Source organism: Caenimonas sp. SL110 (assembly GCF_001044395.1).
In the GTDB taxonomy this organism is placed as follows: Bacteria; Pseudomonadota; Gammaproteobacteria; order Burkholderiales; family Burkholderiaceae_C; genus Ramlibacter.
Genome location: NZ_JANU01000029.1, coordinates 53,120 through 78,237, shown reverse-complemented (window position 1 = coordinate 78,237; position 25,118 = coordinate 53,120). Strand labels below are relative to the sequence as shown.

The 25,118-nt window shown below is 65.0% G+C and carries 22 protein-coding genes and 3 tRNA genes; 7 read left to right on the top strand and 18 right to left on the bottom strand.

What is annotated here, in order from left to right:
• Positions 1–5: 5 nt before the first annotated feature.
• Both AQ12_RS14045 and AQ12_RS14040 read left to right on the top strand, forming a co-directional pair.
• Positions 6–974 (top strand): ABC transporter ATP-binding protein, encoded by a 969-nt coding sequence (locus AQ12_RS14045; protein ID WP_202967507.1) that lies wholly within the window; start codon positions 6–8, stop codon positions 972–974.
• Positions 971–2,587, top strand: coding sequence for a gamma-glutamyltransferase family protein (locus AQ12_RS14040; protein WP_048440550.1), 1,617 nt, complete (start codon positions 971–973; stop codon positions 2,585–2,587). The genes AQ12_RS14045 and AQ12_RS14040 overlap by 4 nt, the downstream gene beginning before the upstream one ends.
• Here AQ12_RS14040 and AQ12_RS22190 read toward each other — a convergent pair.
• On the bottom strand, positions 2,535–6,635 hold the full coding sequence (locus AQ12_RS22190; RefSeq protein ID WP_082151594.1) for a galactose oxidase-like domain-containing protein: 4,101 nt from the start codon (positions 6,633–6,635) through the stop codon (positions 2,535–2,537). The genes AQ12_RS14040 and AQ12_RS22190 overlap by 53 nt on opposite strands.
• A 9-nt stretch (positions 6,636–6,644) precedes the next feature.
• A complete protein-coding gene (locus AQ12_RS14030) occupies positions 6,645–7,211 on the bottom strand; it encodes a hypothetical protein (RefSeq protein WP_053076737.1) in 567 nt (188 codons plus the stop codon).
• A 217-nt stretch (positions 7,212–7,428) separates the two neighbouring features.
• On the opposite strand from AQ12_RS14030, the gene AQ12_RS14025 reads away from it, so the two are divergent.
• Positions 7,429–8,874, top strand: a complete 1,446-nt coding sequence (locus tag AQ12_RS14025; RefSeq protein WP_053076736.1) for a bifunctional aminoglycoside phosphotransferase/ATP-binding protein — start codon at positions 7,429–7,431, stop codon at positions 8,872–8,874.
• A gap of 117 nt (positions 8,875–8,991) precedes the next feature.
• On the opposite strand, the gene AQ12_RS14020 is transcribed toward AQ12_RS14025, so the two are convergent.
• From AQ12_RS14020 to AQ12_RS13985, 8 genes are read right to left on the bottom strand one after another with little or no spacing between them, the layout of a single operon-like run.
• Entirely contained in the window at positions 8,992–9,333 is a 342-nt protein-coding gene (locus AQ12_RS14020) for a DUF202 domain-containing protein (RefSeq protein ID WP_048440549.1), read from the bottom strand.
• A complete protein-coding gene (locus AQ12_RS14015) occupies positions 9,330–9,704 on the bottom strand; it encodes a YidH family protein (protein ID WP_048440548.1) in 375 nt (124 codons plus the stop codon). Before AQ12_RS14015 ends, AQ12_RS14020 begins: the two co-directional genes overlap by 4 nt.
• Before the next feature lie 33 nt (positions 9,705–9,737).
• Positions 9,738–11,060, bottom strand: a complete 1,323-nt coding sequence (locus AQ12_RS14010) for a sulfatase (RefSeq protein ID WP_048440547.1) — start codon at positions 11,058–11,060, stop codon at positions 9,738–9,740.
• Between the two features lie 24 nt (positions 11,061–11,084).
• Positions 11,085–12,074 carry a Bug family tripartite tricarboxylate transporter substrate binding protein gene (locus AQ12_RS14005; protein ID WP_053076735.1) on the bottom strand — a complete coding sequence of 330 codons (990 nt, stop codon included), beginning with the start codon at positions 12,072–12,074 and terminating at the stop codon, positions 11,085–11,087.
• 25 nt (positions 12,075–12,099) lie between these two features.
• Positions 12,100–13,533, bottom strand: a complete 1,434-nt coding sequence (locus AQ12_RS14000) for an NAD-dependent succinate-semialdehyde dehydrogenase (protein WP_048440546.1) — start codon at positions 13,531–13,533, stop codon at positions 12,100–12,102.
• A complete protein-coding gene (locus AQ12_RS13995) occupies positions 13,530–14,294 on the bottom strand; it encodes an SDR family oxidoreductase (RefSeq protein ID WP_048440545.1) in 765 nt (254 codons plus the stop codon). The genes AQ12_RS14000 and AQ12_RS13995 overlap by 4 nt, the downstream gene beginning before the upstream one ends.
• Positions 14,295–14,326: 32 nt before the next feature.
• The gene (locus AQ12_RS13990) at positions 14,327–15,283 is read right to left on the bottom strand and encodes a PDR/VanB family oxidoreductase (protein ID WP_048440544.1); all 957 of its coding nucleotides are present in this window, start codon (positions 15,281–15,283) and stop codon (positions 14,327–14,329) included.
• Positions 15,280–16,329 (bottom strand): aromatic ring-hydroxylating dioxygenase subunit alpha, encoded by a 1,050-nt coding sequence (locus AQ12_RS13985; RefSeq protein ID WP_048440543.1) that lies wholly within the window; start codon positions 16,327–16,329, stop codon positions 15,280–15,282. The genes AQ12_RS13990 and AQ12_RS13985 overlap by 4 nt, the downstream gene beginning before the upstream one ends.
• Before the next feature lie 124 nt (positions 16,330–16,453).
• On the opposite strand from AQ12_RS13985, the gene AQ12_RS13980 reads away from it, so the two are divergent.
• A complete protein-coding gene (locus tag AQ12_RS13980) occupies positions 16,454–17,362 on the top strand; it encodes a LysR substrate-binding domain-containing protein (protein ID WP_048440542.1) in 909 nt (302 codons plus the stop codon).
• Positions 17,363–17,563: 201 nt separating this feature from the next.
• On the opposite strand, the gene AQ12_RS13975 is transcribed toward AQ12_RS13980, so the two are convergent.
• The 8 genes from AQ12_RS13975 to folC all read right to left on the bottom strand — a co-directional run bounded on the left by AQ12_RS13975 (position 17,564) and on the right by folC (position 23,478).
• Positions 17,564–17,640 (bottom strand) — tRNA-Asp (locus AQ12_RS13975).
• 69 nt (positions 17,641–17,709) lie between these two features.
• A tRNA-Glu gene (locus AQ12_RS13970) sits at positions 17,710–17,785 on the bottom strand.
• Positions 17,786–17,808: 23 nt separating this feature from the next.
• Positions 17,809–17,884, bottom strand: a tRNA-Ala gene (locus AQ12_RS13965).
• Positions 17,885–17,954: 70 nt separating this feature from the next.
• Positions 17,955–19,340, bottom strand: coding sequence for a glutamate--tRNA ligase (gene gltX, locus AQ12_RS13960; RefSeq protein ID WP_193387980.1), 1,386 nt, complete (start codon positions 19,338–19,340; stop codon positions 17,955–17,957).
• An 83-nt stretch (positions 19,341–19,423) separates the two neighbouring features.
• Positions 19,424–20,932 (bottom strand): amidophosphoribosyltransferase, encoded by a 1,509-nt coding sequence (gene purF, locus AQ12_RS13955; RefSeq protein WP_048440540.1) that lies wholly within the window; start codon positions 20,930–20,932, stop codon positions 19,424–19,426.
• 3 nt (positions 20,933–20,935) lie between these two features.
• Complete coding sequence (locus AQ12_RS13950) at positions 20,936–21,424, bottom strand: CvpA family protein (RefSeq protein ID WP_048440539.1); 489 nt, start codon at positions 21,422–21,424, stop codon at positions 20,936–20,938.
• Positions 21,425–22,192 carry an SPOR domain-containing protein gene (locus AQ12_RS13945; protein ID WP_048440538.1) on the bottom strand — a complete coding sequence of 256 codons (768 nt, stop codon included), beginning with the start codon at positions 22,190–22,192 and terminating at the stop codon, positions 21,425–21,427.
• Positions 22,192–23,478: a bifunctional tetrahydrofolate synthase/dihydrofolate synthase gene (gene folC / locus AQ12_RS13940; protein WP_048440537.1), complete on the bottom strand. Its 1,287-nt coding sequence runs from the start codon at positions 23,476–23,478 to the stop codon at positions 22,192–22,194. The genes AQ12_RS13945 and folC overlap by 1 nt, the downstream gene beginning before the upstream one ends.
• 57 nt (positions 23,479–23,535) lie before the next feature.
• Between folC and AQ12_RS13935 the strand changes: the two genes are divergently transcribed.
• The 3 genes from AQ12_RS13935 to AQ12_RS13925 all read left to right on the top strand — a co-directional run bounded on the left by AQ12_RS13935 (position 23,536) and on the right by AQ12_RS13925 (position 25,117).
• Positions 23,536–23,889, top strand: a complete 354-nt coding sequence (locus AQ12_RS13935; protein ID WP_048440536.1) for an ArsC family reductase — start codon at positions 23,536–23,538, stop codon at positions 23,887–23,889.
• A gap of 93 nt (positions 23,890–23,982) precedes the next feature.
• Positions 23,983–24,687, top strand: a complete 705-nt coding sequence (locus tag AQ12_RS13930; RefSeq protein ID WP_048440535.1) for a glycine zipper 2TM domain-containing protein — start codon at positions 23,983–23,985, stop codon at positions 24,685–24,687.
• Between the two features lie 112 nt (positions 24,688–24,799).
• Entirely contained in the window at positions 24,800–25,117 is a 318-nt protein-coding gene (locus tag AQ12_RS13925) for a pyrimidine/purine nucleoside phosphorylase (protein WP_048440534.1), read from the top strand.
• Position 25,118 lies beyond the last annotated feature (1 nt).

Sequence of the window (25,118 nt, the reverse complement as noted above, 5' to 3'; positions counted from 1 at the left end):
CTGCGATGACACCTGAAACAACCCTGCCCCTGTTTTCTCTTCTCGATGTCGAGAAGGCCTTCCCGATTGAAGGAGGCCGCCGCGAGATCAAGGCCCTTGACGGCATCCGCCTGAACCTGCTGCCCGGCCAGTCGCTGGCGCTGGTGGGCGAGAGCGGCTCGGGCAAATCGACGCTGGTGCGCGTGATGCTGGGTCTGGAGGCGCCGACCAACGGCCGCGTGCTGGTCGGCTCGGCCGAACTGGGCAGCATGGACACCGCGCAGCGCCGCGGCTTTGCGCGCGACGTCGCCTACATCTACCAGGACGCCCGGGGCTCGCTCAATCCGCGCATGGATGTCGCAGCGCTGCTGGCCGAACCCATCCGCCTGCATGCGTTGCGCGCCGAGCGCGAGATCGACGGCCGGGTGGACGAATTGCTGGCGCAGGTGGGCCTGCCTCGCGCCTTGCGCCACAAGTTCGCCACTGAACTCTCGGGTGGGCAGGTCCGGCGCGTCGCCGTCGCGCGCGCGTTGGCCTGCGAGCCGCGCGTGATCGTCGCCGATGAATCCGTGGCCGGTCTCGATGTGTCGGTGCAGGCGCAGTTGCTGAATCTGCTGCGCGACCTGCAGCGCACCAGCGGTATCGCGATGGTGTTCGTCACGCACGACCTGGGCGTGGCCGCCTACCTGTGCGAAGAGGTGGCCGTGATGTACCTGGGACGCATCGTCGAGATGGGTCCCACGGCGCAGATCCTCCAGGCGCCGCGCCATCCCTACACGCGGGCACTGATGAAAGCGTTTCCGCGATTCGACTCACCGCTGGCTGTCAGCCTGCAAGGCGAGATCCCGAGCCCGGCCAACCTGCCCTCGGGGTGCCGCTTCCGAACGCGCTGCGATGAAGCGCGTGCCGACTGCGCACTCACCGACCCGGTGCAGTCGCTGCTGGACGGCAGGCGCCACGTGGCCTGCCTGCATCCATTGGCGGTGGCAGCATGAGCCGCGTCCATACACCCAACCCGGCCCGCAGCGCCCGCGGCATGGCCGTGGCGCCGAATGCCCTGGCCGCGCAGAGCGCCATCGGCGTCTTGCGCGACGGCGGCAACGCAGTGGAGGCGATGGTTGCCGCTGCGGCCACCATCGCGGTGACCTACCCGCACATGAACGGCATCGGTGGCGACAGCTTCTGGCTGATTGCGCGTCCGGGCGAGACGCCACTCGCACTGGAAAGCTGCGGCGCTGCGGCGCAGTCGGCAAGCATCGAGAGCCTGCGCGCGCAGGGCCTGGAGCGCATCCCTTTTCGCGGTGGGGTGGCGGCGAACACAGTGGCGGGCACCATCTCGGGCTGGGACGCAGCGCTGCAGTGGTCACGCGATGCGCTCGCTGGGCGGCTGCCACTGGCGCGTCTGCTGGACGATGCGATTGCCCACGCGCGGGACGGCATTTCGGTGACGCGCAGCCAGTCAGCCTGCACGGCCACGCGCCTGGCTGAACTTGGCGGCATCACCGGCTTTGCCGCGACCTTCGCGCCGGGCGGCGAAGCGCCAGCGGTCGGCGCGCGCTGGCGCCATCCGCGCATGGCCGCAACGCTTGAGCAATTGGTGCGCTGCGGCCTGGGCGATTTCTACCGGGGCGACCTGGCGCAAAGCATGGCCCGCGACCTGGCTGCGGCAGGCAGTCCCCTCACGCTCGCTGACCTGCAGGCGCACGAGCCTGTCTGGCGCACGGCATTGGCGATGGCCCACTCGCGCGGCACGCTCTACAACACACCGCCGCCGACCCAGGGTCTGGTGTCGCTCCTGATCCTGGGGCAGCTCGACCGCGTGCTGGGCAGTGACTGCACCGACCCACTCGGCGCGGCGTTTGTCCACGCCTGCGTCGAAGCAACCAAGCAAGCCTTCGCGATTCGCGATGCGCACATCACCGATCCGGTGCACATGACGGTCGATGCCCAGAGCCTGCTGACCCCTGCCAATCTCGACGCGATGGCTGCCCGCATCGATCCGACCCGCGCCAGCGCCTGGGGCGGCGGACAGGGTCCGGCCGACACCGTGTGGATGGGCGTGGTGGACGCACAGGGCGTGGCCGTCAGTTTCATCCAGAGCATCTATCACGAGTTCGGCAGCGGCGTGGTGTTGCCCGCAACCGGCGTGAACTGGCAAAACCGCGGCTGCAGTTTCTCGCTGGACCCCATGTCCCTCAATCCGCTGATGCCCGGACGCAAGCCGTTTCACACGCTCAACCCCGCTCTCGCGCGGCTGGGCGATGGCCGCACGCTGGTGTACGGAAACATGGGCGGCGACGGCCAGCCGCAGTCGCAAAGCGCGGTGTTCTCGCGCATCGTGAATTTCGGCATGAACCCGCAGGCCGCGATTGCCGCGCCGCGCTGGCTGCTGGGGCGCACCTGGGGCCAGGAGAGCGATTCGCTCAAGCTCGAAGCGCGCTTTCCGAAGGCGACGCAGGACGCGCTGCGGGCGATGGGGCATGCGGTGGACCTGCTGGACGACTACGACGAGACCATGGGCCACGCGGGCGCCATCGTGCTCGGTGCGGATGGCATCACCGAAGGCGCAAGCGATCCGCGTAGTGACGGGGCTGCGCTGGGCTGGTAGGAAGCTGGACAAGGGGTGATCCAGCCGGTGCAGGCGCAGCAGGCTCCTCGCTGCCGATCTCGCGCAGGTACTGGGCCAGTTGCTTGAGCTGTGTGCTGGTCGCCGCCAGTCCCTTGTGTGCGCTGATCGCCTTTTCCAGCGTAGGTGCCGAGCCGTCGTGAAGGTATGGCGCGGTGGCCCACACATCGCGCAAGGTCGGAACATCGATGCCAGTGAGAGGGCCGCCCAGGCGCATGCCGCTGCCGGGTTTCAAGGTGCCGATGTCGGCCGGGTTGTTCATGGCGCTGCGCGTGAAACTGGCACCACCATGACAGGTGGCGCAGCCCATGCTGATGAAAGCCGTGCGACCTTTGGACGCCGTGCTGCCAAGCGCCAAGGCGCTCGGGCGCGCTGGGGCCGGCGCGAAGGTGTCCAGCGATTTCACGTACGCGGCCAGCGCATCGAGGTCTTGCGAGACGCCGGCCTTGTTGTCACCCAGCGGCTGGTTGCGAGTGCCGACGCCATATGCCTCATCGCTCATCAAGCCGGTGCCGCCCGCCAGGTTGCGGATCTGGTCCTCGAAGTCCTGGACCTCGTTGAAGTTGTTGCTCCAGTGCAGGTTGCCGTGGCCCCCGGCGCGCCCGAGCAGGCTGACGGTATTGCGCAAGCCTTCGCCCTGCGCGCGCAGGTCCCACACACGGCCGTCACCAGCGCCTTCGTTGTGGCAGCTCGCGCAGCTCATGTAGCGGTCGCGCGCGAGCCGCACGTCGCGCGCGTCATGGAAAAGCTGCTTGCCGCGCAGCACGTTGGGGGCGAGCTTTTCGGTGGTGACTGCGTTCAGTGTGACTACCAGGCTGGCCTGCGACATGGACTGCTGCACCAGCGGACGCAAGTCGAACACATCCACCGTGCGGTCCATGAAGTTGTGGACATACAGCGTCAGGCCGTCGGGTGCGACTGCCACAGCTTGCGGCGCGCGGCCCACGTCGATACGCATGAATTGATTGCGCCGGTGCGCATCGAGCACTGCCACCTCGCGGCTGGTCTCCAGCGCAACAAACAGGAAAACGCCCAGGCGGTCAAACGCAGCGGCACTGGCAAACCCGGCGTTGTCGTGATCGATCCGGGCGCCGAGGTCCTCGGTCTGGCTGGCCAGTACGATGCGCGAGCTGACAGCGCGCACCGTGTGCTGGAAATTCAACGCAAGGCCGTCACGCAGCACGCCGCGCCTGACGTTGTCCTGCTTGCTGGGCACGAACGCCTGTGTGCCGTCAGGCGAGATCGCCGCTGCGCCCAGGTAGTTGGGTATGCCCCTGCCCTGTGTCTCGCTGTCGGGGGCGTTGCTGTGCGCGAGCACCACGGTGCGCTTTTTGGCCATGGTGGCGCCGTTGACCACCACCACCTCGCCGCCTGCGGCACCGGGGTTGACCGAGACCGTGCTTTCCCCGGGCAAGGGCGGCGTGACGAAGCGCGACACCCAGGCCGTGCGCCCATCGGCGGCCACCGATAGATGGCGCGGATTGCTGCCCAGGGCCAATGCGGCTGCGATGGCGTAGGTGCTGGTGTTGATCTTCAGGAGCTGGCCGGTTGCTTCCAGCGTGACGAGCGCACTGCCGATGCCGCGCGCCATCGCGATCGCATGCGGCTGCGACGCGCGCGGCAATTGCACCGTGCGTGAGACGGCCAGGGTTGCGGGGTCGATCACGCTCAAGGTGGCTGCGCCCTTGTTCACCACCCACACCTTGCCGTCCGGCGCCAGCGCCAGGGTGCGCGGCGAGGCGCCAACCGCAATCTCGACCAGCCGGGCGTGGCTGCCCGTGTCGAAAACCGTCACACTGTCGTTGTCGGGATTGACCACCCAGAGCCGTGCAGCAAAAGCGCCGCGCGGCTCCAGCAGCAGGGACGTCGATTGCACCGGGGCCTGTTGCTGCAGCGGCAGGTGGGCGCGATGCATGACCGTCTTGCGCTGCTCGTTGCCGCCACCGTCGCGCGCGGTCACGGTCACGAAATAGACGCCGGGAGCCGCATACACATGGCTGCCATCTGCACTGGCGGACCATGCGCTGGGCGCAGTGCCGTCGCCGAACTCCCAGCGGTAGTGCACGTCGCTACCCGTGGCTGATGCCGTGAATGCGGCAATGCCACCCACCACTGCGGGTGCAGGCGCCGGGGGCTCACCGAGCACCAGCCTGGGGGCGGCGCCGCCCACCGTCCAGATAAACGATGCGCTGGTGCTGTTGACGCCGTCGGTTGCGGCCACGCTCACGTGGTAAGTGCCGGGCATGTTGACCGTGCCCGTGATGCGACCCGTCGCCCGGTCGATCACCAGGCCCGGCGGCAAGCCGCTGGCCGACCACGAGAGCGAATCTGCGTTCGGGTCGGCGCCTGCGAGCACGCGGTCGATCGCGGTGCCGGCCGCATCAGCCAGGTCCGCGATCTGGGCGATCACCGGCGCGACAGCGCTATCGGGCGCCGACGCCACGTTGACGCGAATGAACTTCGCCACCGAAGGCACACCGGCATCGTCAAAGACGAACATCATCCAGGTGCCGGGCGGCACATCGGATGCGCGCGCCGGGATCTGCACCGACAGCTGCGAACCTTGCGCCTGGAAGGGCAACTCGACAAAGCGTTGGCCCATGTTGAACCCGTGCGTCACCGAGCCGGTCGCAACGAAGGTCACGCGGCTGATTGGCCTGTTGCTGCTCACACCCACCTGCACGGTACGACCCGGATCGACCACCGGGGGCGCAGTGGCGATGGCGGGCCTTGCGGCCTGCTCGCCAGTTGCGGTGAACAGGTAAGGCGGATAGAAGATCTCGCCATTGGTGTTGTTCTGCGGGCCGGGTGCGCCGCCGCCAGCAACCAGCACCGAGGCATCCGGCAGCAACAGCGCCACGCTGTGATACAGCCGCGCGCGCTGCATCACGGCGCCCGCCGTCCACTTTCCACTGGCAGGGTTCCACGTCTCTGCCTCGTAACTCACGTCGGTCATCTCGTTCCAGTTGCGGCTGCCGCCGGTCACCAGCACACGGCCGTCCGCCATCACGGTGGCTGTGGCCAGCCGCCGCTGGCGCAGCATCGACGCGGTGGTGGTCACCGCCGGCTTCGCACCCGTGATGTCGATGACGATGGCACCACTGGAATTGCCGCCGGCCTGCAGGATCTTGCCGGGCTGGTACATCGCCGCCGTTGCGTCATTGCCCGAGGTCGCCGCTGGGAACTGGCCCGCCATCGTGACGCTGCCCGCGCCGGAGGCGTCGACCCAGTACATGCGCCCCGCGCCATCGAAACCAAAAAGCCGGCCATCGGGCGCGATGAAATTACGCGGGTAGTAGGGAGCCAGTCCGCTGGTGTCGGCACCACCCAGCAACCGATAGGTTCCGTTCTCGCCACGTACTTCGGGCCGGTCGGTCCCGCCGGTGCCGCCCTGCACGTAGAGCTCGCCGTTCAACAGCATCGTGGTCGTGCTGTACCAGCGCGCGCGGTTCATCTTGCTTGCGGAAACCAGGGCGCGGCTGGCGACACCGAAGACATTGCTGTCGCTGTTGCCGGCGGCCGTGGTCGTCGTGCCGGCCCAGTTGTCGCCGCCACTGATGACGACGCTGCCGCCGCCGGGGAGCATCAGCTGGCTGCTGCAAAACAGGTCGGTGCCTGTGCCGTTGTCGAGCGTGAGGTGACTGTCGTCGGCCGGGTCCCAGACGTCGTAGATGAAGAAGCCGGTTTGTGTGCCGTCGGCCTGCGTGCCGTAGCTCATGACGCGGCCGTCAGACAACAGCACCGCGTGAACCGGAATCAGCGGCCAGCCACGCACGGGGCCGAACATGCCCTTTGCCCCTGCGTCGATCGCACTCGTCGTTGCCGGCATCGCCAGGGGACCCCTGTCCTTTTGTTGCGCCAGGGGGGAAGACCTGGCAGTGGGCGGGTCGCTGCCTGAACCGCCGCAGGCAGTGACCAGGGCTGCAGCGGCCAGGCACACGCGCGCCAGCGCATGCAATGTGCGGCCACTTTCGTCGTCAGCGCGCGCGCGGGGACTCGTCGCAGCGCAATCCATGGCGATAAAGGCCATCGTGAGCCGTCAGCGACCCTTGTCGGCAGCCGCTTTGGCGGCATCGGCTGCTTCGCGCGCAGCCTGCGCCCCATGCTTCAACGCTGCCCGCGTGGCTTGTGCTGCCTTCGCGGCATCTTCCTTGCTGGCGCGGCCGGCCGCGCGCGCCGCGTGTTCGGCCTGCTGCCGCGCTTCGTGCATGGCTGCATCTGCCTTGCGGCCGGCCTCTTCGGCTTTCCTGGCGAGCTCCCGCGCGTCTGTGGAGGCGCTCGCGCTGGCCGTCACAAACCGGCGCTGTGCGTTGCGTGCGGCGTCAGCCGCCTTGCGCACCAGCCGGCGAATCGTGCGTGCCGTCTCCGCCGAAGTGTCCTGCGCAGCCTCTTCGGCATGGCGAGCGGCGGACTCGACCGACGCTACCGTTGCGCGAGCCGCCTGCGCCGCATCGTGCGCCGCCTTGCCCGGCGACCGGGCTGCGTCTGGCGCCGCTGGCTGGGCACTGCTGCCCCCACCAGTCTGCGCCTGCGCGTGAAGGCCAACGCCGGCCAGAGCGGCCGCGAGGAGCCAGGCGAGCCCGACGAGTGTGTGAGCGGCTTTCATCTTTCAGTTCTCCTTGGCCCTTGCGTTTCGATTGCCTGACGGTCAGGGCTTTCGCTGATTTATAGCCCTCCAGCTCATCCGCAAATTGACGAAGCGCAAACGCCAGTGCTTTGGGTGCACCGCTGGCACGATGCAAACCGGGCATTGGCGCGGCCAGCTCGCGCAGCCGCTTGCGGCTGATCAAGTTCGCGCATCACATGGCGCGTAAAGTTGATTGATGCACAACGCCGAATCTCACATGGAAGAAGCGCTGACTTTGGTACAAGCCCTTGCACGCCAGCTGCGCGCCGAACTCATCGAGACCCACATCTCGTGGGTGCTTCTGGCAGGCGAGACGGCCTACAAGATCAAGAAGCCGGTGCACCTGCCATTCGTGGACTACTCGACCCTGGCCGCGCGGCGGCACTTTTGCGAGGAAGAGGTCCGCCTGAACCGGCGGCTCGCGCCTTCGCTGTACCTGGGCGTCACCCGCATCACGGGCACCTGTCTGTCGCCGACGCTTGACGGACCTGGCGCTCCCATCGAATACGCGGTGCGAATGCGCCGCTTTCCGCATGGTTCCCTGTTCAGCGAACGCCTGGAACGCCAGACGCTGGGCCACACTGAACTGGACGCGCTGGCCGCACTGCTGGCGCAGTTCCACCTTGGATCCAGTCCGGCGGCAGAGGCATTCGCAACAGCGAAGCATCGGCGCGCCGTGGCTCTGGCGGCATTGGACGGCGCAGCGCCGCTCTTTTTGCCCTCGGCGCTGGAGAGCCTGCACACCTGGATAGAAACCAGCGCGGCTGCGCTGACGCCCAGGTGGGATCAACGCCTGGCACAAGGCCACGTGCGCCAATGCCACGGCGACCTTCACCTTGACAACGTCGTCCTGCTCGATGAGGGTGTGGCTGCCTTTGACTGCATCGAGTTCGACCCGGCCTTGAGCTGGATCGACGTCATCGACGACATCGCATTTGCGGTAATGGATCTGGCCGCTCGCGGTCGCCGCGACTTCGCATTCCGGCTGCTCAACGCCTGGCTGGACCGTACGGGCGATCACGCGGGGCTGGATTGCCTGGCCTTTGCCTGCGTCTATCGTGCGCTGGTGCGGGCACAGGTCGAGCACATGCGCGGCCGCGTGCCGATGGCACGCCAATACGCAGAGGCTGCGCTGTCCTGGGCGCAGCCACGCCAGCCGCATCTGTACATCACGAACGGCCTGCCCGGCTCGGGAAAAACTTTTCAGTCGCAGCGCTTGCTCGAACGCGAAGGGGCCATCCGCCTGCGCTCGGACGTAGAGCGCAAGCGTCTGTTCGGGCTCGGCGCGCTGGACGACTCTCACGCGAAGGGGCTGGATATCTACAGCGCGCAGGCAACCGCTCGTACCTATGCACATTTGCTGGCGACGGCACGTTCGGTATTGGCAGCGGGCTATCCGGTGGTGATCGACGCCGCGTTCCTGCTTCGGGGTGAAAGGGCAGCGGCCCGCGCATTGGCCGATTCGATGAATGTCCGCTTCAGCATCGTCGTCTGTCAGGCCCCGCCGTCGGTGTTGGAGGAGCGGCTGCGGCTACGCCAGGGCGATGCGTCAGAGGCCGATGGGAACGTGCTTGCACAGTTGCGCAGCGTCGCGCAGCCGCTGGACGACGACGAGATGAAGCACGCGCTTGAGGCTTCCTAGACAAGCCGCCGCGTGCAGCCATCACGCGTGACGATGCTCGGCTATGCGCCGCTCTGCCTCTGGAGAGGCCAGTCTCCCCTATCGACACGCATTCTTGAACCCGATCGCCGCCGAACTTCAACGGTCCGGAAAGGCCAGCACCGTGGCGATGGCTGCGAAGAGCGCTCCGGCGCCCCCCAGCAGCGCCATGGTCAGCATCGTTGCGGCATCTGGCTGCGACGTCTCGGGCTCGAATGCCAGCTGCCGGCTCCGTTTGGCCGCCAAAGCCGTGGCGAGCACCGCCGCGGCGACGAGCACGACGCCCAGCGCCAGAACCAGCTTCTGGTCGCGGACCGCGCCCGCGCGCAGGATGAGCAATGCATTGGCGGCCAGTGCCAGGGCGGTTCGCCGCCACGCCAGCACAGTACGTTCGACCTGCAGACCGGGGTCGCGCCGTGGCTTCTGGGGAGGCGGGGTCATCGCCACAGAAGCAGCGTGAGCAACAGGACACAGACCAGACAGGCGAAAGCGCCCGTCAGAGGCACGATGCTGGCACTGGGCAGGGGCTGTTCGCTGCGCATGGCGATTTCGTTGTCCCGCCAGCGACGGTATGCCAGCACGCACAACAGCCCGGACCAGGCGGCAATGAAGATGGCCACGCCTACGACGGCCCACCGCGGACGAAGCGTCGATGCGAACTGGTCCAGCACCACCCCACCAGCGAGCAAGGCCAGCGCCGTGCGCATCCAGGCCAGGAACGTCCGCTCATTGGCCAACGAAAACCGGTAGTCCGGCGCCTGGCCCTCGCGTTGCCACCGGGGACGCCACAGGCGGCCCTCTTGTTCACTCATGGGTCGTGCTCCAGTAGCTTGGGTGTAAAGGAATCAGCGCTGCGGCATGTCTTTTGACGAATAGCCCACGCTCACGCCAGCGTCCTGGGCGATGGGCGGAACCGACGCGTTCCAGGCGAGCCAGCTCGCCCGCATTTCTTCCAGGCGCTCTGGGTACCGATGTCCGAGATTGGCCCTCTCGCGTTCATCAGCGGTCAAGTCGAAGAGGTATTCATGGTCATCGACCATCAGGTACTTCCAGTCGCCGCGGCGCAGTGCGCGCTGGTGCCGGTGGTTCATGCGCCAGTACAGCGAGCGTTCGAAAGTGGTCGAGGGATCGCGCAGCACTTTCGCGAGCGAAACGCCATCGGGCGGGAACTCGGGATGGGGGCGGCCTCCGCCCAACTCCAGCAGCGTGGCCGACCAGTCCATGGTCATGCAGTGCTGACGGCTGGTGCTGCCGGGGGGAATCACCTCTGGCCAGTGTGCGATCCAGGGCACGCGGATTCCGCCTTCGGTGAGGTCCATCTTCCCGCCAACCAGGGGCCAGTTGTCCGAAAAGCGCTCGCCTCCGTTGTCGCTGGTAAAGACAATCAGCGTGTTCTCCAGCAAGCCCTGCTGCCGCAGCGCGCTGACCAGGTTGCCGATGCCTTCGTCCATGTGCTGGATCATGCGGCGATAGGTGTGGATGTTGCCGCCGTCGAGATGAAACAGGTTCTGCGCGACCTGCTCTGCCACGGGCGCGTCGTCCCGGGTCTCCCAGGGCCAATGCGGCGCCGTGTAGTGCAGGCTCAGGAAGAACGGCCGGCCAGCCTTTGCGGGCCCGGCCATTTTTTCCACATATTGGATTGCACGACCTGACAGGACGTCCGTGAGATAGCCCACCTCGTGGTGCGGCTGTTCGCCCTCGTACAGGTCGTGATCGCCCCGGCCCGAGCAGTGCGTGAAGTAGTCGACACCGCCGGCCATGATCCCGAAGAATTCGTCGTAGCCGGACCGAAGCGGACCGAACGCGGGCGGATAGCCCAGATGCCACTTGCCGATGAGCGCAGTCGCATAGCCAGCGTCGCGCAGCAGCGAGGGCAATGTGGGGATCTCCGGGTGCAGGCCAAGCGTGGTACTGCCCTTGCTGCGACTGCTGATCGGCTCCTCCATGCCGCCACGCACGCGATACTGATAGCGCATGGTCATCAGGGCGAAGCGGGTAGGCGAGCACACCGGCGAATTGGCGTAGCCCTCGGTCAGGCGCAGCCCACCGGCTGCAAGCGCATCGATGTTGGGAGAGACCGGGCCGCACGAGCCGCTGCGTGCTCCATAGCAGCCCAGGTCGGCAAAGCCAAGGTCGTCAGCGACGATATAGATCAGGTTCGGTTGCATCGGGCACTCCTCATCAGCCGGGGGTCAATCTGCGCGAAAGCCTGACTTCTTGACGATGGGCCCCCACCGTCTGGTGTCCTCCTGCATGGTGCGCTGCAGGTCGGCTGCCGTGCCGCCGCCTGCCTCGAGCCCCAGCGCCGCGAAGCGCTCCCGGACGTCCGGCATGCCCAGCACCTTGTTCACCGCACGGTTGATCACATCGATCTGATCGGCCGGTGTCCTGGCGGGTGCATACATGCCAAACCATCCCTGGCCCACCATGTCCGGATAGCCCTGCTCCTTGAACGTGGGCACGTCTGGCATGACCTTGCTTCGAGTTGATCCGGACGTGGCGAGCATGATCACCTTGCCGGCCTTGGCGTTCTGCTGCCACTCCATGACGACATCGATGCCGGCGGGGGAATGCCCCCCCAGTACCGCCGATTGCAGGGCGGCGCCGCCGTTGAAGGGAACGTGGATCATCTCCATGCCCAGGGCGTTGCCGATCATTTCTCCAAAGAAATGCGGCAGGCTACCGGCCGCAGGAGAGCCGAAGTTGGCCTTTTGCGGATTGGCCCTGAGCCAGGCCACGTACTCTTTCAGGTTCTTTGCCGGCGTGCCGGGGCCAACGGCAAGCCCGAAGCTGAAATCACACAGTCGCACGACGGGGGCGAAATCAGTGTCGGGGTTGTAGGGGAGCTTGCTGAAGACCAGCGGTGCCAGCACCGGCACCACCACGGGCGTGACCATCACCGTGTTTCCATCGGGCGGCGCCGCCTTGAGCAGTTCGGCGGCCAGGCGCCCGCCCGCCCCGGCGCGGTTGTCGATGATCACCGGGCGCTTGAGTTCGTCCCTGAGCTTCTCGGCAAGAATGCGCGACACCACGTCGATCGACACCCCGGCCGGAAAACCCACGATCACGCGCAAGGGCTTGTCATTCTGGGCGAACGCATGGCCAGGGGCCAGCAAACCGCCCGCAACCGTGGCGGCGGCAGCCGCCATCAGCACACGTCGCTTCATCATCATCGTTGTCATGTTGTCTCCTCGTGTTGGCCTGAAATCAGGCGGTGTAGTGCATGAACTTGCTGTCGAGAAAGGCTTCCATGCCTTCCGTCCCCGATTCGCTGCCGTGGCCGCTGTCCTTGACGCCGCCAAATGGCGCCTCGGGCACAGAGACGCCCACTCCATTGACGGCCAGGCTGCCTACTTCGAGCCGCGCCGACACCGAATGGATGCTGCGAGCCGAATCGGTGAACAGGTACCCTGCCAGCCCATAAGGATTTGCATTGGCGCGATCGATCGCTTCTTCAAGCGTATCGAAGGGCGTTACGCATGCCACCGGGCCGAAGGGTTCCTCCTGCATGGCAGGCGCGGTGTCGGCCATATCGGCCAGCAGCGTGGGGGCGACGAAGAACCCTTTGTCCGGCGCCGGGCCGGCGATCATGCGAGCGCCCTGGCCCACAGTCCTGCCGATCAGGTCGCGCACGGCAGCCTGGCGTCTGGCATTGGCCACCGGCCCCATCTGGGTTGCTGCCTCCAGCCCCGCACCCAGTCGCAGCGCACGCGCCGCGGCGGCAAACGCATCGGTGAAATCGCCGTACAGCGCACGCGCGACGAAGAAGCGCGTGGGCGCCAGGCAGGCCTGCCCGGCATTGCGGAATTTATGGGCAACGATCATCGGCACCACGCGGGCCAGGTCGGCGTCTGCGCAGATGATGACGGGCGCGTGCCCACCCAGCTCCAATGTGATCCGCTTGAGGTGCTGGCCGGCGAGTTGCGCCAGGTGCCGACCCACCGGCACCGAGCCGGTGAAGGTGACCTTGCGGATCACGGGCGACGCGATCAGCGCCTGCGAGACTTCGGCCGGATCACCATAGACGAGCTGCACGGCGCCGGCAGGCAGTTCTTCAGCCAGACACTCAACCATTGCCGCTACGCTGGCGGGCGTCTCCTCGGCCGCCTTCAGCACGATGGAGCAGCCCGCGGCCAACGCGCCACCCAGCTTGCGCGCCGAAAGAACCAGCGGGAAATTCCAGGGTGAGAATGCAGCCACAGGGCCGACCGGTGCCTTGAGGACATCCATCCTGCTGCAGGGCGCGCGCGCCGGGATGATGCGTCCATAGGTGCGGCGGGCCTCTTCGGCATACCACTTGATCAGGTCCGCCGCCATGCCGCATTCCATGCGCGCTTCGGCAAGCGGCTTGCCTTGCTCGAGCGTGAGCAGCGCGGCAATGTGCTCGGTGCGCTCGCGCATGCGGACCACGGCCCGCTCCAGCCGGGCGCAGCGCTCGTGCGCGGGAACCTGCCTCCATGTGTCGAATCCGCGCTGGGCCGACGCCAGTACGTCCTCGAGGTCCCTGGCGCATGCCAATCCCAGCGTATCGAGCGGCTGGCCGTCGGCAGGGTTGACGACGGTCAGCACCTGGCCGCTTCGGCCGCGGCGCCACTGGCCGTCGATCAGCAGGCCCGGTGCCCGGTAGGGACTCGCGCTCATATATTGCGCCCGCCGTCCACGTCCAGGCTCACGCCGGTGAGATAGCTCGCTTCGTCAGAAGCGAGGAAGGCCACTGCGGATGCGACGTCGGAGGGAAGCGTGAATCGCCCCAGCGGAATGCGGGCCAGGAAACGTTCACGGTTGGCCGGTGTGTCCTCTACGCCCATGAAGTCACCCAGCATGGCGGTCTCGCCAATCATGGGGTTCACTGCGTTCACGCGTACGCCGTGCTTCGCATGTTCCAGCGCGAGGCCTTTGGTGAGGTTGATCATTGCGGCTTTGCTGCCGCTGTACCAGACCAGGCCCGGACCCGGGCGAACACCGGTGGTTGAAGCGACATTGACAACGCAGCCGCCGCCCTGCTCGATGAATCCGGGCATGACAGTGCGCGTCGACCAGAACAGGCTCTTGAGATTGACGCGATAGACCCGGTCGAATTCCTCCTCCGTCACCTGCAGCGCAGGCTTGTTGCGGTGGGTCGCGCCGGCATTGTTCACCATGATTTGCAGGCCACCGAGCTCCAGTTTCGTGGTCTCGACCAGTGCCTGGAAATCAGCTTCGCTGGCAACGTCGCAACGCATGGCGCGCGCACGCCCGCCAAGTCCGTTGATCTCGTCAGCCACGCCCTGTGCGCCTTGCACATTGAGGTCGGCAATCATGACGGCCACGCCGGCCTGGCTGAGCCGCCTGGCGATCGATGCGCCGAAACCGGAGGCGCCTCCGGTGACGATGGCCACCTTACTCTTGTCAGTCGTTTGCATGAGGATGTGTCGTTAATGGAGATTTGAAGTCTTCAGAGATCCAGCACCAATCGCGCGCCTGCGCAGCGTGACACGCACACCATGAGACGCTCGTTCGTTGCTTTCTCGGCGGCGCTGAGAACACTGTCGTGGTGCTCGACCTGCCCGTCGAGAACGGGGGCCTCGCACGTGCCGCACAGGCCCTCGCGGCACGACGATGGATGGTCCATGCCCAAACGCTCGATCGCATCGAGGACGGACTCTTCGGCGCTCACCTGGGTTGCGAGGCCGCTTTGTGCGAGCACGAGTTCAAACACCTTGCGCTCACTGGCGACAGGCTGCCCGGCCTTGAATCGTTCCACGCGCACGCTCCCCGCTGTCCAATGGGATGCGGCCTGCTCAAGCGCGTTGAGCATCGGCGCGGGACCGCAGGCGTACACGCCATCCCAGCGCTGGTGGGCGAGCCGTGCGGACAGGTCGATCGGCGCGCCGCGGTCAGCGTCGCACCAGGTCTCGACGCGGTCGGCACCCAGCGCCTTCAGTTCTTCGGCATAGACCTGCCGCGTGGCGGAGCGGGCGCAGGCAATGAGTTGCCAGTCAATGCCCATCGCGGCGCAATGCCGGGCCATGGCGTAGATGGGGGTCATGCCGATGCCGCCAGCCACCAGGAGCACACGCCGATGCGCGGGGTCCAGGCGGAACTGGTTGCGGGGACTGCTGGCCTGCAGTACCTGTCCGACACGCAGCTTCTCGTGAATCCAGTGCGAACCGCCGCGGCTGTTGGCGTCCCAGCCGATCGCAATGCGCCAGTGATCCATCGGCGCACTTTCCGGCTGGGCATTGACCAGCGAGTACTGGCGCACCGGGCCATGCGGCAGGTGCAGGTCGATGTGCGCGCCAGCCTCGGCGCCCGCAAGGGCCACCCCGCTTCGCGCCTTCAGGTCAACCTGCACCACGTCACGCGCGATCGCGCGCACGGCGGAGACGACGACTTCGATGCGCGCAGTCATGCCGAAGCGCCATCGGCCGCGGCCTCTGCCCTGGCCATGCGATCCAACAGCCAGCGTGCCTGATTCAAGCCCGCGTCGGCAGCGATCGGGATCATTGTCCGGCCGGGCAATCGTGTGAGGACCTTCTGCTGTCCTTCGATCATGCGCCGGTCCTCTTCAAACGCCACCACCACGTCGGCGAAGATCTGCTCGGTCATGGCTGCGTTTTCCAGCTGGAAGTTGCGTGCCTGGCAGAACCAGTAGTGGCTGGTGGCCTCGGTCTCCGGCGTCTGGATCGAGGTATGACGGAACTGCAAGGCTTCAGGTACCCGGGTACCTTCGGGCGCGCCAGTGCCGGTGGGTGCGGAGCCGGCGTCCATGCGCAGCAGCGCCGGGGGTGACCACTGGTAAACCTGCCAGCGGTCGACCTTGCCATCAAAGCTGGCTACCCGCTTGTGCAGGTTGGGCATGTCGTCGTTGAGATACCAGCGGCTGATGGTCAGCATGCCATTGCCTTTGGTGTCGCGGGCGATGGTGGGCTTGAGTTCCGCTGCGCTTTGCGTGCCCAGGGTTGTAGGGTGCACGAAGGCCAGGTGGCTGAAATCCAGCAGGTTGTCGACGATGAGCTGGTAGTTGGCCTGGTAGTGAAGATAGCCGGGCTTCATCCGCCATTGCGGCGACGCGTGCCAGAAAAAGTCCGCGATGTCGTCGGCGTTGGCGCGCGCTGGCTCGCCCATCCAGATCCAGACCAGCCGATCGCGCTCGACAATGGGGTAAGCGCGTACGCAAGCCTTGGGGGGAATGGTGTCCTGGCCGGGTATCTCAACGCAGGTGCCGCTGGCGTCGAACTTCATCCCGTGATACATGCAGCGGATGCAATCGCCTTCCTTTTTCCCCAGCGACAGCGGCGCCGCGCGGTGGCAGCAGCGGTCCTCCAGGGCTACAACGCGACCTTGCGTGTCGCGATACAACAGCACCGGCTCATTCAGCAGGGTGCGGGCCAGCATCCCTTCCGACGGCACTTCGATGTCCCACGCAGCAACGTACCAGCAATTCTTGATGAACATATGAGTGTCTCCTTGCATCGACCTTGGCGCAGACTGTAGGAGGCACTCAGTGCAAACGTGAAATCGGAAATGGCCGGGTTCGATCCAAAATCCGGATCACCGCGTTAACCCTGAGTTCTTTTGAATGAAGCTCCAAACCTTGCAAGCCTTGATCCATGTGGAGGAACTGGGCAGCATCCGCGCCGCAGCGCAGGCGGTGGCTTTGTCGCAACCGGCGCTCACCGCCGCCATCCAGCAGCTGGAAGAAGAGCTGCGCGCTCCCTTGCTGGTGCGCACCCGGCAGGGCGCAACGCTGACAGCCTTCGGCCGCGCCTTCATGGGGCATGCGAGACTGATCGTCGCTGAGAGCAGGCGGGCCAAGGAGGAGATCGACCAGTTGCGAGGTCATTGGGAGGGAAGCATCCGCTTCTCCACGTCACCTGCCGCGGCGCTGTCGATCCTGCCCCTGGCCCTGCAACAGTTCGCCCTTGCACATCCCGAGGTGCAGGTGAATGTGCGCGATGGACTTTATCCTGGCATCACGCCCGCATTGCGCGATGGCACGCTCGATTTCGGCCTGACGCCGGTGGACAAGCCTGAACTGGAGCTGGATCTGCTGGCCGAACCCCTGTTCACGTCTGAAATCGTAATCGCCTGCAACCGCGACCACCCTCTGCGCGCTGCCACGAAGATGTCCGAGTTGGCCGATTGCGACTGGGTGTTCTCCAGTGCGCCTCGCGGACCTGGCGCCCTGATCGAGGAAACCTTTGCAACCGCCGGCCTTGGCAAACCTCGGCGCGGTCTGGTGTGCGAGTCATTCCTGGCCCTGCCCGGGATCGTCGCGCGTTCCAACATGATGGCGACACTCCCGCGCATGCTTTTCGAGATGAACAGCTTTCGCCCCGAGCTCTGCGAAGTGCCCGTGGCAGACCGCCTGCCCAGCCCAACTGTCTCCGTGGTGCGCAGGCACGACCTGCCACTGACGCCGGCAGCAAGCAAACTCATTGGGTGGATTCAATACTACGCACTGAATGCGCTGAAGCAGGTGCGTTGATCTTTTGGGAACTAGCTTCGCGCCACCGGGGTGGCAAGCCGTGCGCAGTCGACATGAACTTGCCGCGACCGACAACGCGCCCTACACGCATCATGCAGGCGGTTTGGCAGAGCGAAGGAGACTCATTGAAACGAGTGTTCCGACCTGGAATAAGAAACGCCCACGTGCAGTGGGCGTTTCGGCGGAAAACCGCAATGATACTGGCGGAGTGGACGGGACTCGAACCCGCGACCCCCGGCGTGACAGGCCGGTATTCTAACCAACTGAACTACCACTCCTGGTAGATTGCGTTCGCTCTTTCGAGCCAAGTGCAAACGACTTGAGCCTCAACCACCGGGTGGTGAATTTGGCGACCCTACGGGGATTCGAACCCCGGTACTTACCGTGAAAGGGTAATGTCCTAGGCCTCTAGACGATAGGGTCAAAAACCTTTTGCTGCCTTCGGATGGTGGAGGTAAACGGGATCGAACCGATGACCTCTTGCATGCCATGCAAGCGCTCTCCCAGCTGAGCTATACCCCCAAAAACTGACTGTTTGCCTGTTACCGCAGCCCGTCAATTTCCGAGCCTCGAATTATAGCCAGATTTTCTATCACTCCAATCGCAGTCGTGCCAATACAGTTTCGCGTCCACACAATTCGATGACGGAATCGAGTGACGGCGTCTGCGCCGTGCCCAGCAAAAGCACACGAACAGGCATCGCAAGTTGCGGCATTTTCAGGCCAGTTGCGCGCAACACTTCCTTGATGGATTCGGTGATCGCCGCCTTGTCCCACGCGCAGGTCTCCAGCAACTTTGCGAGCATGCTGATGGCGGGACGCACACCGTCAGTCACATGCTTAGCCAGCTCTTGTGAATTCGCCTCGACGGGCTGGTAGAACTTCTCAGCCCAATCAGCCAGGGCGACTGTAGTGTCACAGCGGTCCTTGAAGAGCGCGCAGATGCGGGCGAGGTGTGCGCGATCATGTCCATCAACGAGCGCAGGCCGAACGGCGCGCAGATGCCCGACGAGTTGCTCGTCCGGCGTCGACTTGATGTGCTGTGCATTCACCCAGCGCAGCTTCGCCTCGTCGAACTGCGCAGCGCTCTTGCCCAGGTGATCGAGATCGAACCACTGCAAAAACTGCTCGCGGCTGAAGATTTCTTCGTCGCCGTGGCTCCAGCCCAGACGTGCGAGGTAGTTCACCATCGCATCGGGCAGGTAGCCCTCATCGCGGTACTGCGTGACGGGCTTCGCGCCGCCGCGCTTGCTCATCTTCTCGCCCTGCTCGTTGAGCACCGTCGGCAAGTGCGCGTACACCGGGGGCTCTTTGCCCAGCGCGCGAAAGATATTGATCTGGCGAGGCGTGTTGTTCACATGGTCGTCGCCGCGAATCACGTGCGTGATGTTCATGTCGAGGTCATCGACCACCACGCAGAAGTTGTACGTCGGTGTGCCGTCCGGCCGGGCGATGACCAGGTCGTCGAGTTCGTCATTGCTGATCTCGATGCGGCCCTTGACCTTGTCTTCCCAGACCACCGATCCGCCCACCGGGTTCTTGAACCGCATCACCGGCTTCACACCTTCGGGAATCGGCGGCAATGTCTTGCCGGGCTCGGGTCGCCAGGTGCCGTCATAGCGCGGCTTTTCCTTGTCGGCCTTTTGCTGTTCGCGCAAGGCATCCAGGGCCTCCACGCTCATGTAGCACGGGTACACGAGGCCCTGCTCCTTCATCTGCGCGAGGACCTCCTTGTAGCGATCCATGCGCTGCATCTGGAAGAACGGGCCTTCGTCGTGAGTCAGGCCGAGCCAGTCCATGCCCTCGACGATGACGTCCACCGCTTCTTGCGACGAACGTTCAACGTCGGTGTCTTCGATACGAAGTATGAAGACACCCTTTTTCGACCGCGCGAAGGCCCAGGGATAAAGAGCCGAGCGAATGTTGCCCAGATGGATGAAGCCGGTGGGCGAAGGAGCGAAACGTGTGCGTACTTGCATGGCTGGATTCTGGTTCATGGCTGTCATTGCGGGCCTGACCCGCAATCCATCGACGATAGCGCGCTGTGGCTGACAAGGACTATCTAGGCGTCCTGTGCGTTGGGCAGTGCCAGGCGGGAGGTATCTTCTTCGAGCGCGTCTTCCTGCCCCAGGCGCGCTTCATTGATGCGCGCGATGTCGTCAGGGTTGATGTCGCCAGTCACATAAACACCATCGAAGCACGAAGCATCAAAGCCGTCGAGTTTGGTATTGAGCGAACCGATGGCGCGCTTCATGCCCTCTACGTCCTGGTAGATCAGCGCGTCGCAGCCGATGATTTCGCGAATCTCTTCAATCGTGCGGCCATGCGCCACCAGCTCGGTCGATGTCGGCATGTCGATGCCATAAACATTCGGATATCGCACCGGCGGCGCAGCGCTGGCGAGGTACACCTTCTTCGCGCCGGCGTCACGCGCCATCTGCACGATCTCGCGGCTCGTGGTGCCGCGCACGATGGAGTCATCCACCAGCATCACGTTGCGGCCCTTGAATTCACTGGCGATGACGTTGAGCTTCTGGCGTACCGACTTCTTGCGCACGCCCTGCCCCGGCATGATGAAGGTGCGCCCGACATAGCGGTTTTTCACGAAGCCTTCGCGGTAAGGAATGCCCAGCAGGTGCGCCAGCTGCGTGGCACTCGGACGGCTCGACTCGGGGATCGGGATGATTACGTCGATCTCGTTGGGAGGCACGGTGGACACCACGCGCTTGGCGAGCGTTTCGCCCAGGTTCAGACGCGCCTGGTAAACCGAGATGCCATCGAGCACCGAGTCCGGCCGCGCGAGGTACACGTACTCGAAGATGCACGGAAAAAGCTTGGGATTGTCGGCGCATTGCTTCGAATGGACGGCGCCTTCCAGGTCGATGAAGACGGCCTCTCCGGGCGCGACATGGCGCTCGAACACATGGCCGGTCCCTTCGAGTGCAACGGTTTCGCTGGCGACCATGACGGCGCCTTCCGTGCCGCGACCGATCGACAGCGGCCGGATGCCGAACGGGTCGCGAAATGCCAGCACGCCGTGGCCCGCAATCAGCGCGATGACAGCGTACGAGCCGCGCACGCGCTTATGCACTGCAGCCACCGCCTTGAACACGTCCTCGGGCTGCAGCGTGGCGCCACGCGTGGACTTTTCAAGTTCGTGCGCGAACACGTTGAGCAGCACTTCCGAATCGCTCTCTGTGTTGATGTGCCGGTGATCGGTGGTGAACAGTTCGCTCTTGAGCGCCTGCGCGTTGGTGAGGTTGCCGTTGTGCACGAGCACGATGCCGTAAGGCGCGTTCACGTAGAAGGGCTGCGCTTCTTCCTCGCTGTAGGCGTTGCCCGCGGTTGGATAACGCACCTGCCCCAGGCCCGCATTGCCCGGCAGCGCACGCATGTTGCGCGTGCGAAACACGTCGCGCACCATGCCCTTGGCCTTGTGCATGAAGAACTTGCGTTCCTGCTGGGTGACGATGCCCGCTGCGTCCTGACCGCGATGCTGCAAAAGCAGCAAGCCGTCATAGATCAGCTGGTTGACTGGCGCGTTGGAGACAACGCCGACGATTCCACACATGTGCTACCCCGGTAGGTATTGCCAGAACTGTTCGGGCAATACCGGCTTCAAACCCTTGAGCACGGTCGTCGAAACGCCCGCACCCGACGACTGTGTCCACCACTCTTCATTTTTCATCGCGGTGAAATTGACCACCACTGCAAAGGCCAGCACCAGCACCCCGCCGCGCACCAGCCCGAAAATCGCGCCTAGCGTCCGGTCCACCGGCCGCAAGCCCACCGACTCCATGAGCTTCTTCAGGAGCCAGGCCACCAGGGCACCAGAAAACACGACTGCGATAAAAACAACTGCAAATCCTGCGGCATAGCGCAAAGGCTCCGCCGCCTTGCCCATCGGCAGCCACACCGCTGCGTCCGGCGCCAGCCACTGCGCCACGAAGAACGCGGCGATCCATGCGAACACCGACAGCACTTCGTAAACCAGACCCCGCCATGCGCCGATCAACAGCGAAATCAGCAAGACGGCGACGAAAACCCAATCCAGCGTTGCCATCTACAAGGTGAGGATGGCGGCCGGTAAATCCAGCCCCTTGATCTTGTCCGCCGCCCTGGTGGCCTCTTCCTTCGTGGCAAACGGCCCGACACGCACACGCGTGCGCTTGCCGTCCTTGGTTTCGGCCACGTTGGTATATGTCTTGAGGCCTGCTCTTTCAAGCTTCATCCGGGCTTCACGGGCGATCGTCGCATCAGCAAAGGCGCCGACCTGCACCACGTATCTGCCACTGGATGCGGCTTCCGGCGATTTGCCTTCCAGCAGGGCTCGGGCCTTGGCCCCGTCGTCCGCTTTCGCCTGTGCCTTGGGGGCTTCCGGCTTGGGCTCCGACTTGGCAACTTCAGGTTTGGCTTCAGGCTTGACTGCGGCCACCTTGGGCTCCGGCTTGGGCTCGACAGGAGCCTCTGCCTTGGGCATGGGCAATGGCGCTGGCGTTTCTGCTTGGGGAGCGACCGGCACGGCAGCCACAGGGGTCGTGGTGACCTGGCCGGACGCGGCTGCTGCCGCAGTTGCGACGCTGGCAGGCTGGGCGGGCACCGCGAGCGGCCTGGCCTTGTTGCGATCGGGAATCTCGATCGGGATATCGACGGCGATCGGACGAGGCTGCGTATCGAAGAGCATCGGGAACCCGACAACGCCGATCAGCACGAGCAAGCCGGCGCCGATCAGCCGGTGCCTGGCGCGCCTGCGCATGGCCTCGACACTCTCGGCGGGTTGCTGGGTGGCTGCGGGCTCGTCGCCACTTTTACGAAACTTGAAAAAGGGCATCAGGCGAGATGTTTGGCGTGGAGGCGGGGCAATCCGTGCTGCAGGACGCCCCCTACTGTGTAGAAGGATCCGAACACGACGATTCTATCAGTGGGGGTCGCTGCGGCCACCGCAGCCGCAAGCGCTTCCATGGGGTCGTGATGGGTGCTGCCGGCGACATCGGTACGCTTTTCCTGCGTGCGCCATTTTTCGAGCAGGTTCACCGCGGACTCGGCGCGGCCAGCGGGCAAATCCGTGAAATACCAGCGGTCGATGATCGGGCCGAGTCTGGCGAACATGGTGTCCAGGTCCTTGTCTGCCATTGCCCCGAACACGGCATGCGTGGTCGGATAAAACCCCATTGCATCCAGGTTGGCGGCAAGAGCCGACACCGAATGCGGGTTGTGCGCCACGTCGAGTACCAGCATGGGTTGTCCCGGCACGATCTGGAACCGGCCCGGCAACTCCACCATCGCCAGCCCGTTGCGCACGGCCTGTGCGGTCACAGGCAACTGAGGCCTGAGCGATTCCAGCGCGGCCAGCACCCCCGACGCATTGACCAACTGGTTCGCGCCACGAAGCGCCGGGTACGCCAGCCCCGCATAGCGCCGTCCGCGCCCGGCCCAGGCCCACTGCTGCTTGTCGCCGGAGAAATTGAAGTCACGTCCCGGCAACCACAGGTCCGCGTCGATTTCAGTGGCCCGGTCGATCACGCTTTGCGGGGGCACCGGGTCGCTCACGATGGCCGGCTTACCGGTTCGCAGGATTCCCGCCTTTTCGCGGCCGATGGTTTCACGGTCGCTCCCCAGAAACTCCATGTGATCGAGGTCGATGCTGGTGATCACGGCGCAATCGGTGTCGATGATGTTGACGGCGTCGAGCCGGCCGCCCAGCCCCACCTCCAGGATCGCGACCTCCAGCCCGCTGGCCGCCATCAGGCTCATGATCGCCAGCGTGGTGAACTCGAAATACGTGAGCGTGACATCACTGCGCGCAGCTTCGACCCTGGCGAAATGCGGCACCAGCGCGTCGGGCTTGACGATCTCGCCGTGAATGCGGCAGCGCTCCTCGAAGTGCACCAGATGAGGCGAGGTGTAAACGCCGGTCTTGTAGCCTGACTGCAGCAAGATGGCTTCGAGCATGGCGCAGGTCGAGCCCTTGCCGTTGGTGCCGGCGACCGTGATCACCGGGCAGTCGAACTTCAGGTCCATGCGGTCGGCCACGGCCCGCACGCGATCCAGGCCCAGCTCTATCGTTTTGGGGTGCAGGCTGTCGCAATGCGCCAGCCAGTCTTGCAAAGTATCCATGCCCGCATTGTCCCAGCACGGCGATGTACCCTTGTTACGCAACACTATGATCGCGGCATGACTCCCGTTTTGCATGGCATCCCCAACTGCGACACCGTCAAGAAGGCCCGTGCGTGGCTGACCGAACGCGGCATCGACTACACATTCCATGACTTCAAGAAGCTGGGCGTACCGGCTGATCGCCTGGACGACTGGATCGCACAGGTCGGCTGGGAAAAGCTGGTCAATCGCCAGGGCAACACCTGGCGCAAGCTCGATGCGCAAGTGCAGGCCTCGGTGAAAGACGCCGAAAGCGCCAAGGCGGTGATGAACCAATACCCAAGCGTCATCAAGCGCCCGGTCGTCGATTGGGGCGACCAGACAACAGTGGGCTTCAGTCCAGACACCTGGGCGTCAACGATTGCACAGTGAGCCGCGCGTTTACCGGCGCTTTACCGAAGCGCAACAGCACTGCCGGGTGGATTGCCTAGAATTTGTGCAAACAGGTATCCGAAGGAGTCACCCATGAAAAAATTTGCAATGTTTTCCGCGATCGGCATGCTCGCCGCGACCGCAGGCGTCGCCCATGCGCAGCAGGACGTCGGCCGCGTGATCTCCTCCACGCCGGTGGTCCAGCAAGTGCCGGTGCCGCGCCAGGTCTGCCAGGTGCAACCCATGGCAGCGCAACCTTCCGGCGCGGGCGCGGTGATCGGCGCGATTGCCGGTGGATTGCTCGGCAACACGATCGGGCACGGCGGCGGCCGTTTTGCAGCGACCGGCATCGGCATGGTCGCCGGTGCGGCGATTGGCAACAGCGTCGAGGGCAACAACGGCTACGCCCGCAGCGGCCAGTACTGCACGACCGAATCGACCTACGAGAACCGCACGGTCGCCTACAACGTGACCTATGAGTACCAGGGCCGTCAGTACACGACGCAAATGGCCAACGACCCAGGCCCGACCATCCAGCTGCAAGTCACGCCCGTGGGAGCCACGACGCTGCAGGGCGACGGCGGCGCAAACTGGACGCCGCGCGCGACCATCATCTCTTCGGAAGTCATCGCGCAGCCGATGGTCGACTACCCGGTTTACTCGTCGGGCTACTCGCGGCCTTACTACGCGCCTGCCTACCCCGCTTACGCCCCCTCCTATGCGCCTTACATCGCACCCATCGGTATTTCCCTGGGACTGGGCTACTACGGCGGCAGCCGCCATCGTCACTGGCGCTAAGCCAGGGCGGCACCGCGCAGCGCGGGACACATGACGGGCGGCTTCGGTCGCCCGTTTTGCATGGGGGCGGCAGGAGTGAAGGCCCTCGCGGGGCGACAGCTAAAATTGGCCGATGACTACATCGACTATTGCCCAGGCCGAGATTTCCACCCAGGCCAACGTGTACTTCGACGGCAAGTGCGTCAGCCACAGCATCACGCTGGCTGACGGCACCAAAAAATCTGTCGGCGTCGTGCTCCCCTCGCAGCTGACCTTCAAGACCGGCGCGGCCGAGATCATGGAATGCGTGGCAGGTGCCTGCGAATACAAGCTGGCGGGCTCCGACAACTGGCTCAGTTCCGGCCCCGGCGACAAGTTCAGCGTCCCGGCCAACAGCAGCTTCGACATCAAGGTCGCACAGGCCTATCACTACATCTGTCACTTCGGTTAGT

Bases quoted from the DNA above. Each gene is read 5' to 3' on its own strand.
- AQ12_RS14045 (WP_202967507.1), top strand. From the start codon at position 6: ATGACACCTGAAACAACCCTGCCCCTGTTTTCTCTTCTCGATGTCGAG.
- AQ12_RS14040 (WP_048440550.1), top strand. From the start codon at position 971: ATGAGCCGCGTCCATACACCCAACCCGGCCCGCAGCGCCCGCGGCATG.
- AQ12_RS22190 (WP_082151594.1), bottom strand. From the start codon at position 6,635: ATGGCCTTTATCGCCATGGATTGCGCTGCGACGAGTCCCCGCGCGCGC.
- AQ12_RS14030 (WP_053076737.1), bottom strand. From the start codon at position 7,211: ATGAAAGCCGCTCACACACTCGTCGGGCTCGCCTGGCTCCTCGCGGCC.
- AQ12_RS14025 (WP_053076736.1), top strand. From the start codon at position 7,429: ATGCACAACGCCGAATCTCACATGGAAGAAGCGCTGACTTTGGTACAA.
- AQ12_RS14020 (WP_048440549.1), bottom strand. From the start codon at position 9,333: ATGACCCCGCCTCCCCAGAAGCCACGGCGCGACCCCGGTCTGCAGGTC.
- AQ12_RS14015 (WP_048440548.1), bottom strand. From the start codon at position 9,704: ATGAGTGAACAAGAGGGCCGCCTGTGGCGTCCCCGGTGGCAACGCGAG.
- AQ12_RS14010 (WP_048440547.1), bottom strand. From the start codon at position 11,060: ATGCAACCGAACCTGATCTATATCGTCGCTGACGACCTTGGCTTTGCC.
- AQ12_RS14005 (WP_053076735.1), bottom strand. From the start codon at position 12,074: ATGACAACGATGATGATGAAGCGACGTGTGCTGATGGCGGCTGCCGCC.
- AQ12_RS14000 (WP_048440546.1), bottom strand. From the start codon at position 13,533: ATGAGCGCGAGTCCCTACCGGGCACCGGGCCTGCTGATCGACGGCCAG.
- AQ12_RS13995 (WP_048440545.1), bottom strand. From the start codon at position 14,294: ATGCAAACGACTGACAAGAGTAAGGTGGCCATCGTCACCGGAGGCGCC.
- AQ12_RS13990 (WP_048440544.1), bottom strand. From the start codon at position 15,283: ATGACTGCGCGCATCGAAGTCGTCGTCTCCGCCGTGCGCGCGATCGCG.
- AQ12_RS13985 (WP_048440543.1), bottom strand. From the start codon at position 16,329: ATGTTCATCAAGAATTGCTGGTACGTTGCTGCGTGGGACATCGAAGTG.
- AQ12_RS13980 (WP_048440542.1), top strand. From the start codon at position 16,454: ATGAAGCTCCAAACCTTGCAAGCCTTGATCCATGTGGAGGAACTGGGC.
- gltX (WP_193387980.1), bottom strand. From the start codon at position 19,340: ATGCAAGTACGCACACGTTTCGCTCCTTCGCCCACCGGCTTCATCCAT.
- purF (WP_048440540.1), bottom strand. From the start codon at position 20,932: ATGTGTGGAATCGTCGGCGTTGTCTCCAACGCGCCAGTCAACCAGCTG.
- AQ12_RS13950 (WP_048440539.1), bottom strand. From the start codon at position 21,424: ATGGCAACGCTGGATTGGGTTTTCGTCGCCGTCTTGCTGATTTCGCTG.
- AQ12_RS13945 (WP_048440538.1), bottom strand. From the start codon at position 22,192: ATGCCCTTTTTCAAGTTTCGTAAAAGTGGCGACGAGCCCGCAGCCACC.
- folC (WP_048440537.1), bottom strand. From the start codon at position 23,478: ATGGATACTTTGCAAGACTGGCTGGCGCATTGCGACAGCCTGCACCCC.
- AQ12_RS13935 (WP_048440536.1), top strand. From the start codon at position 23,536: ATGACTCCCGTTTTGCATGGCATCCCCAACTGCGACACCGTCAAGAAG.
- AQ12_RS13930 (WP_048440535.1), top strand. From the start codon at position 23,983: ATGAAAAAATTTGCAATGTTTTCCGCGATCGGCATGCTCGCCGCGACC.
- AQ12_RS13925 (WP_048440534.1), top strand. From the start codon at position 24,800: ATGACTACATCGACTATTGCCCAGGCCGAGATTTCCACCCAGGCCAAC.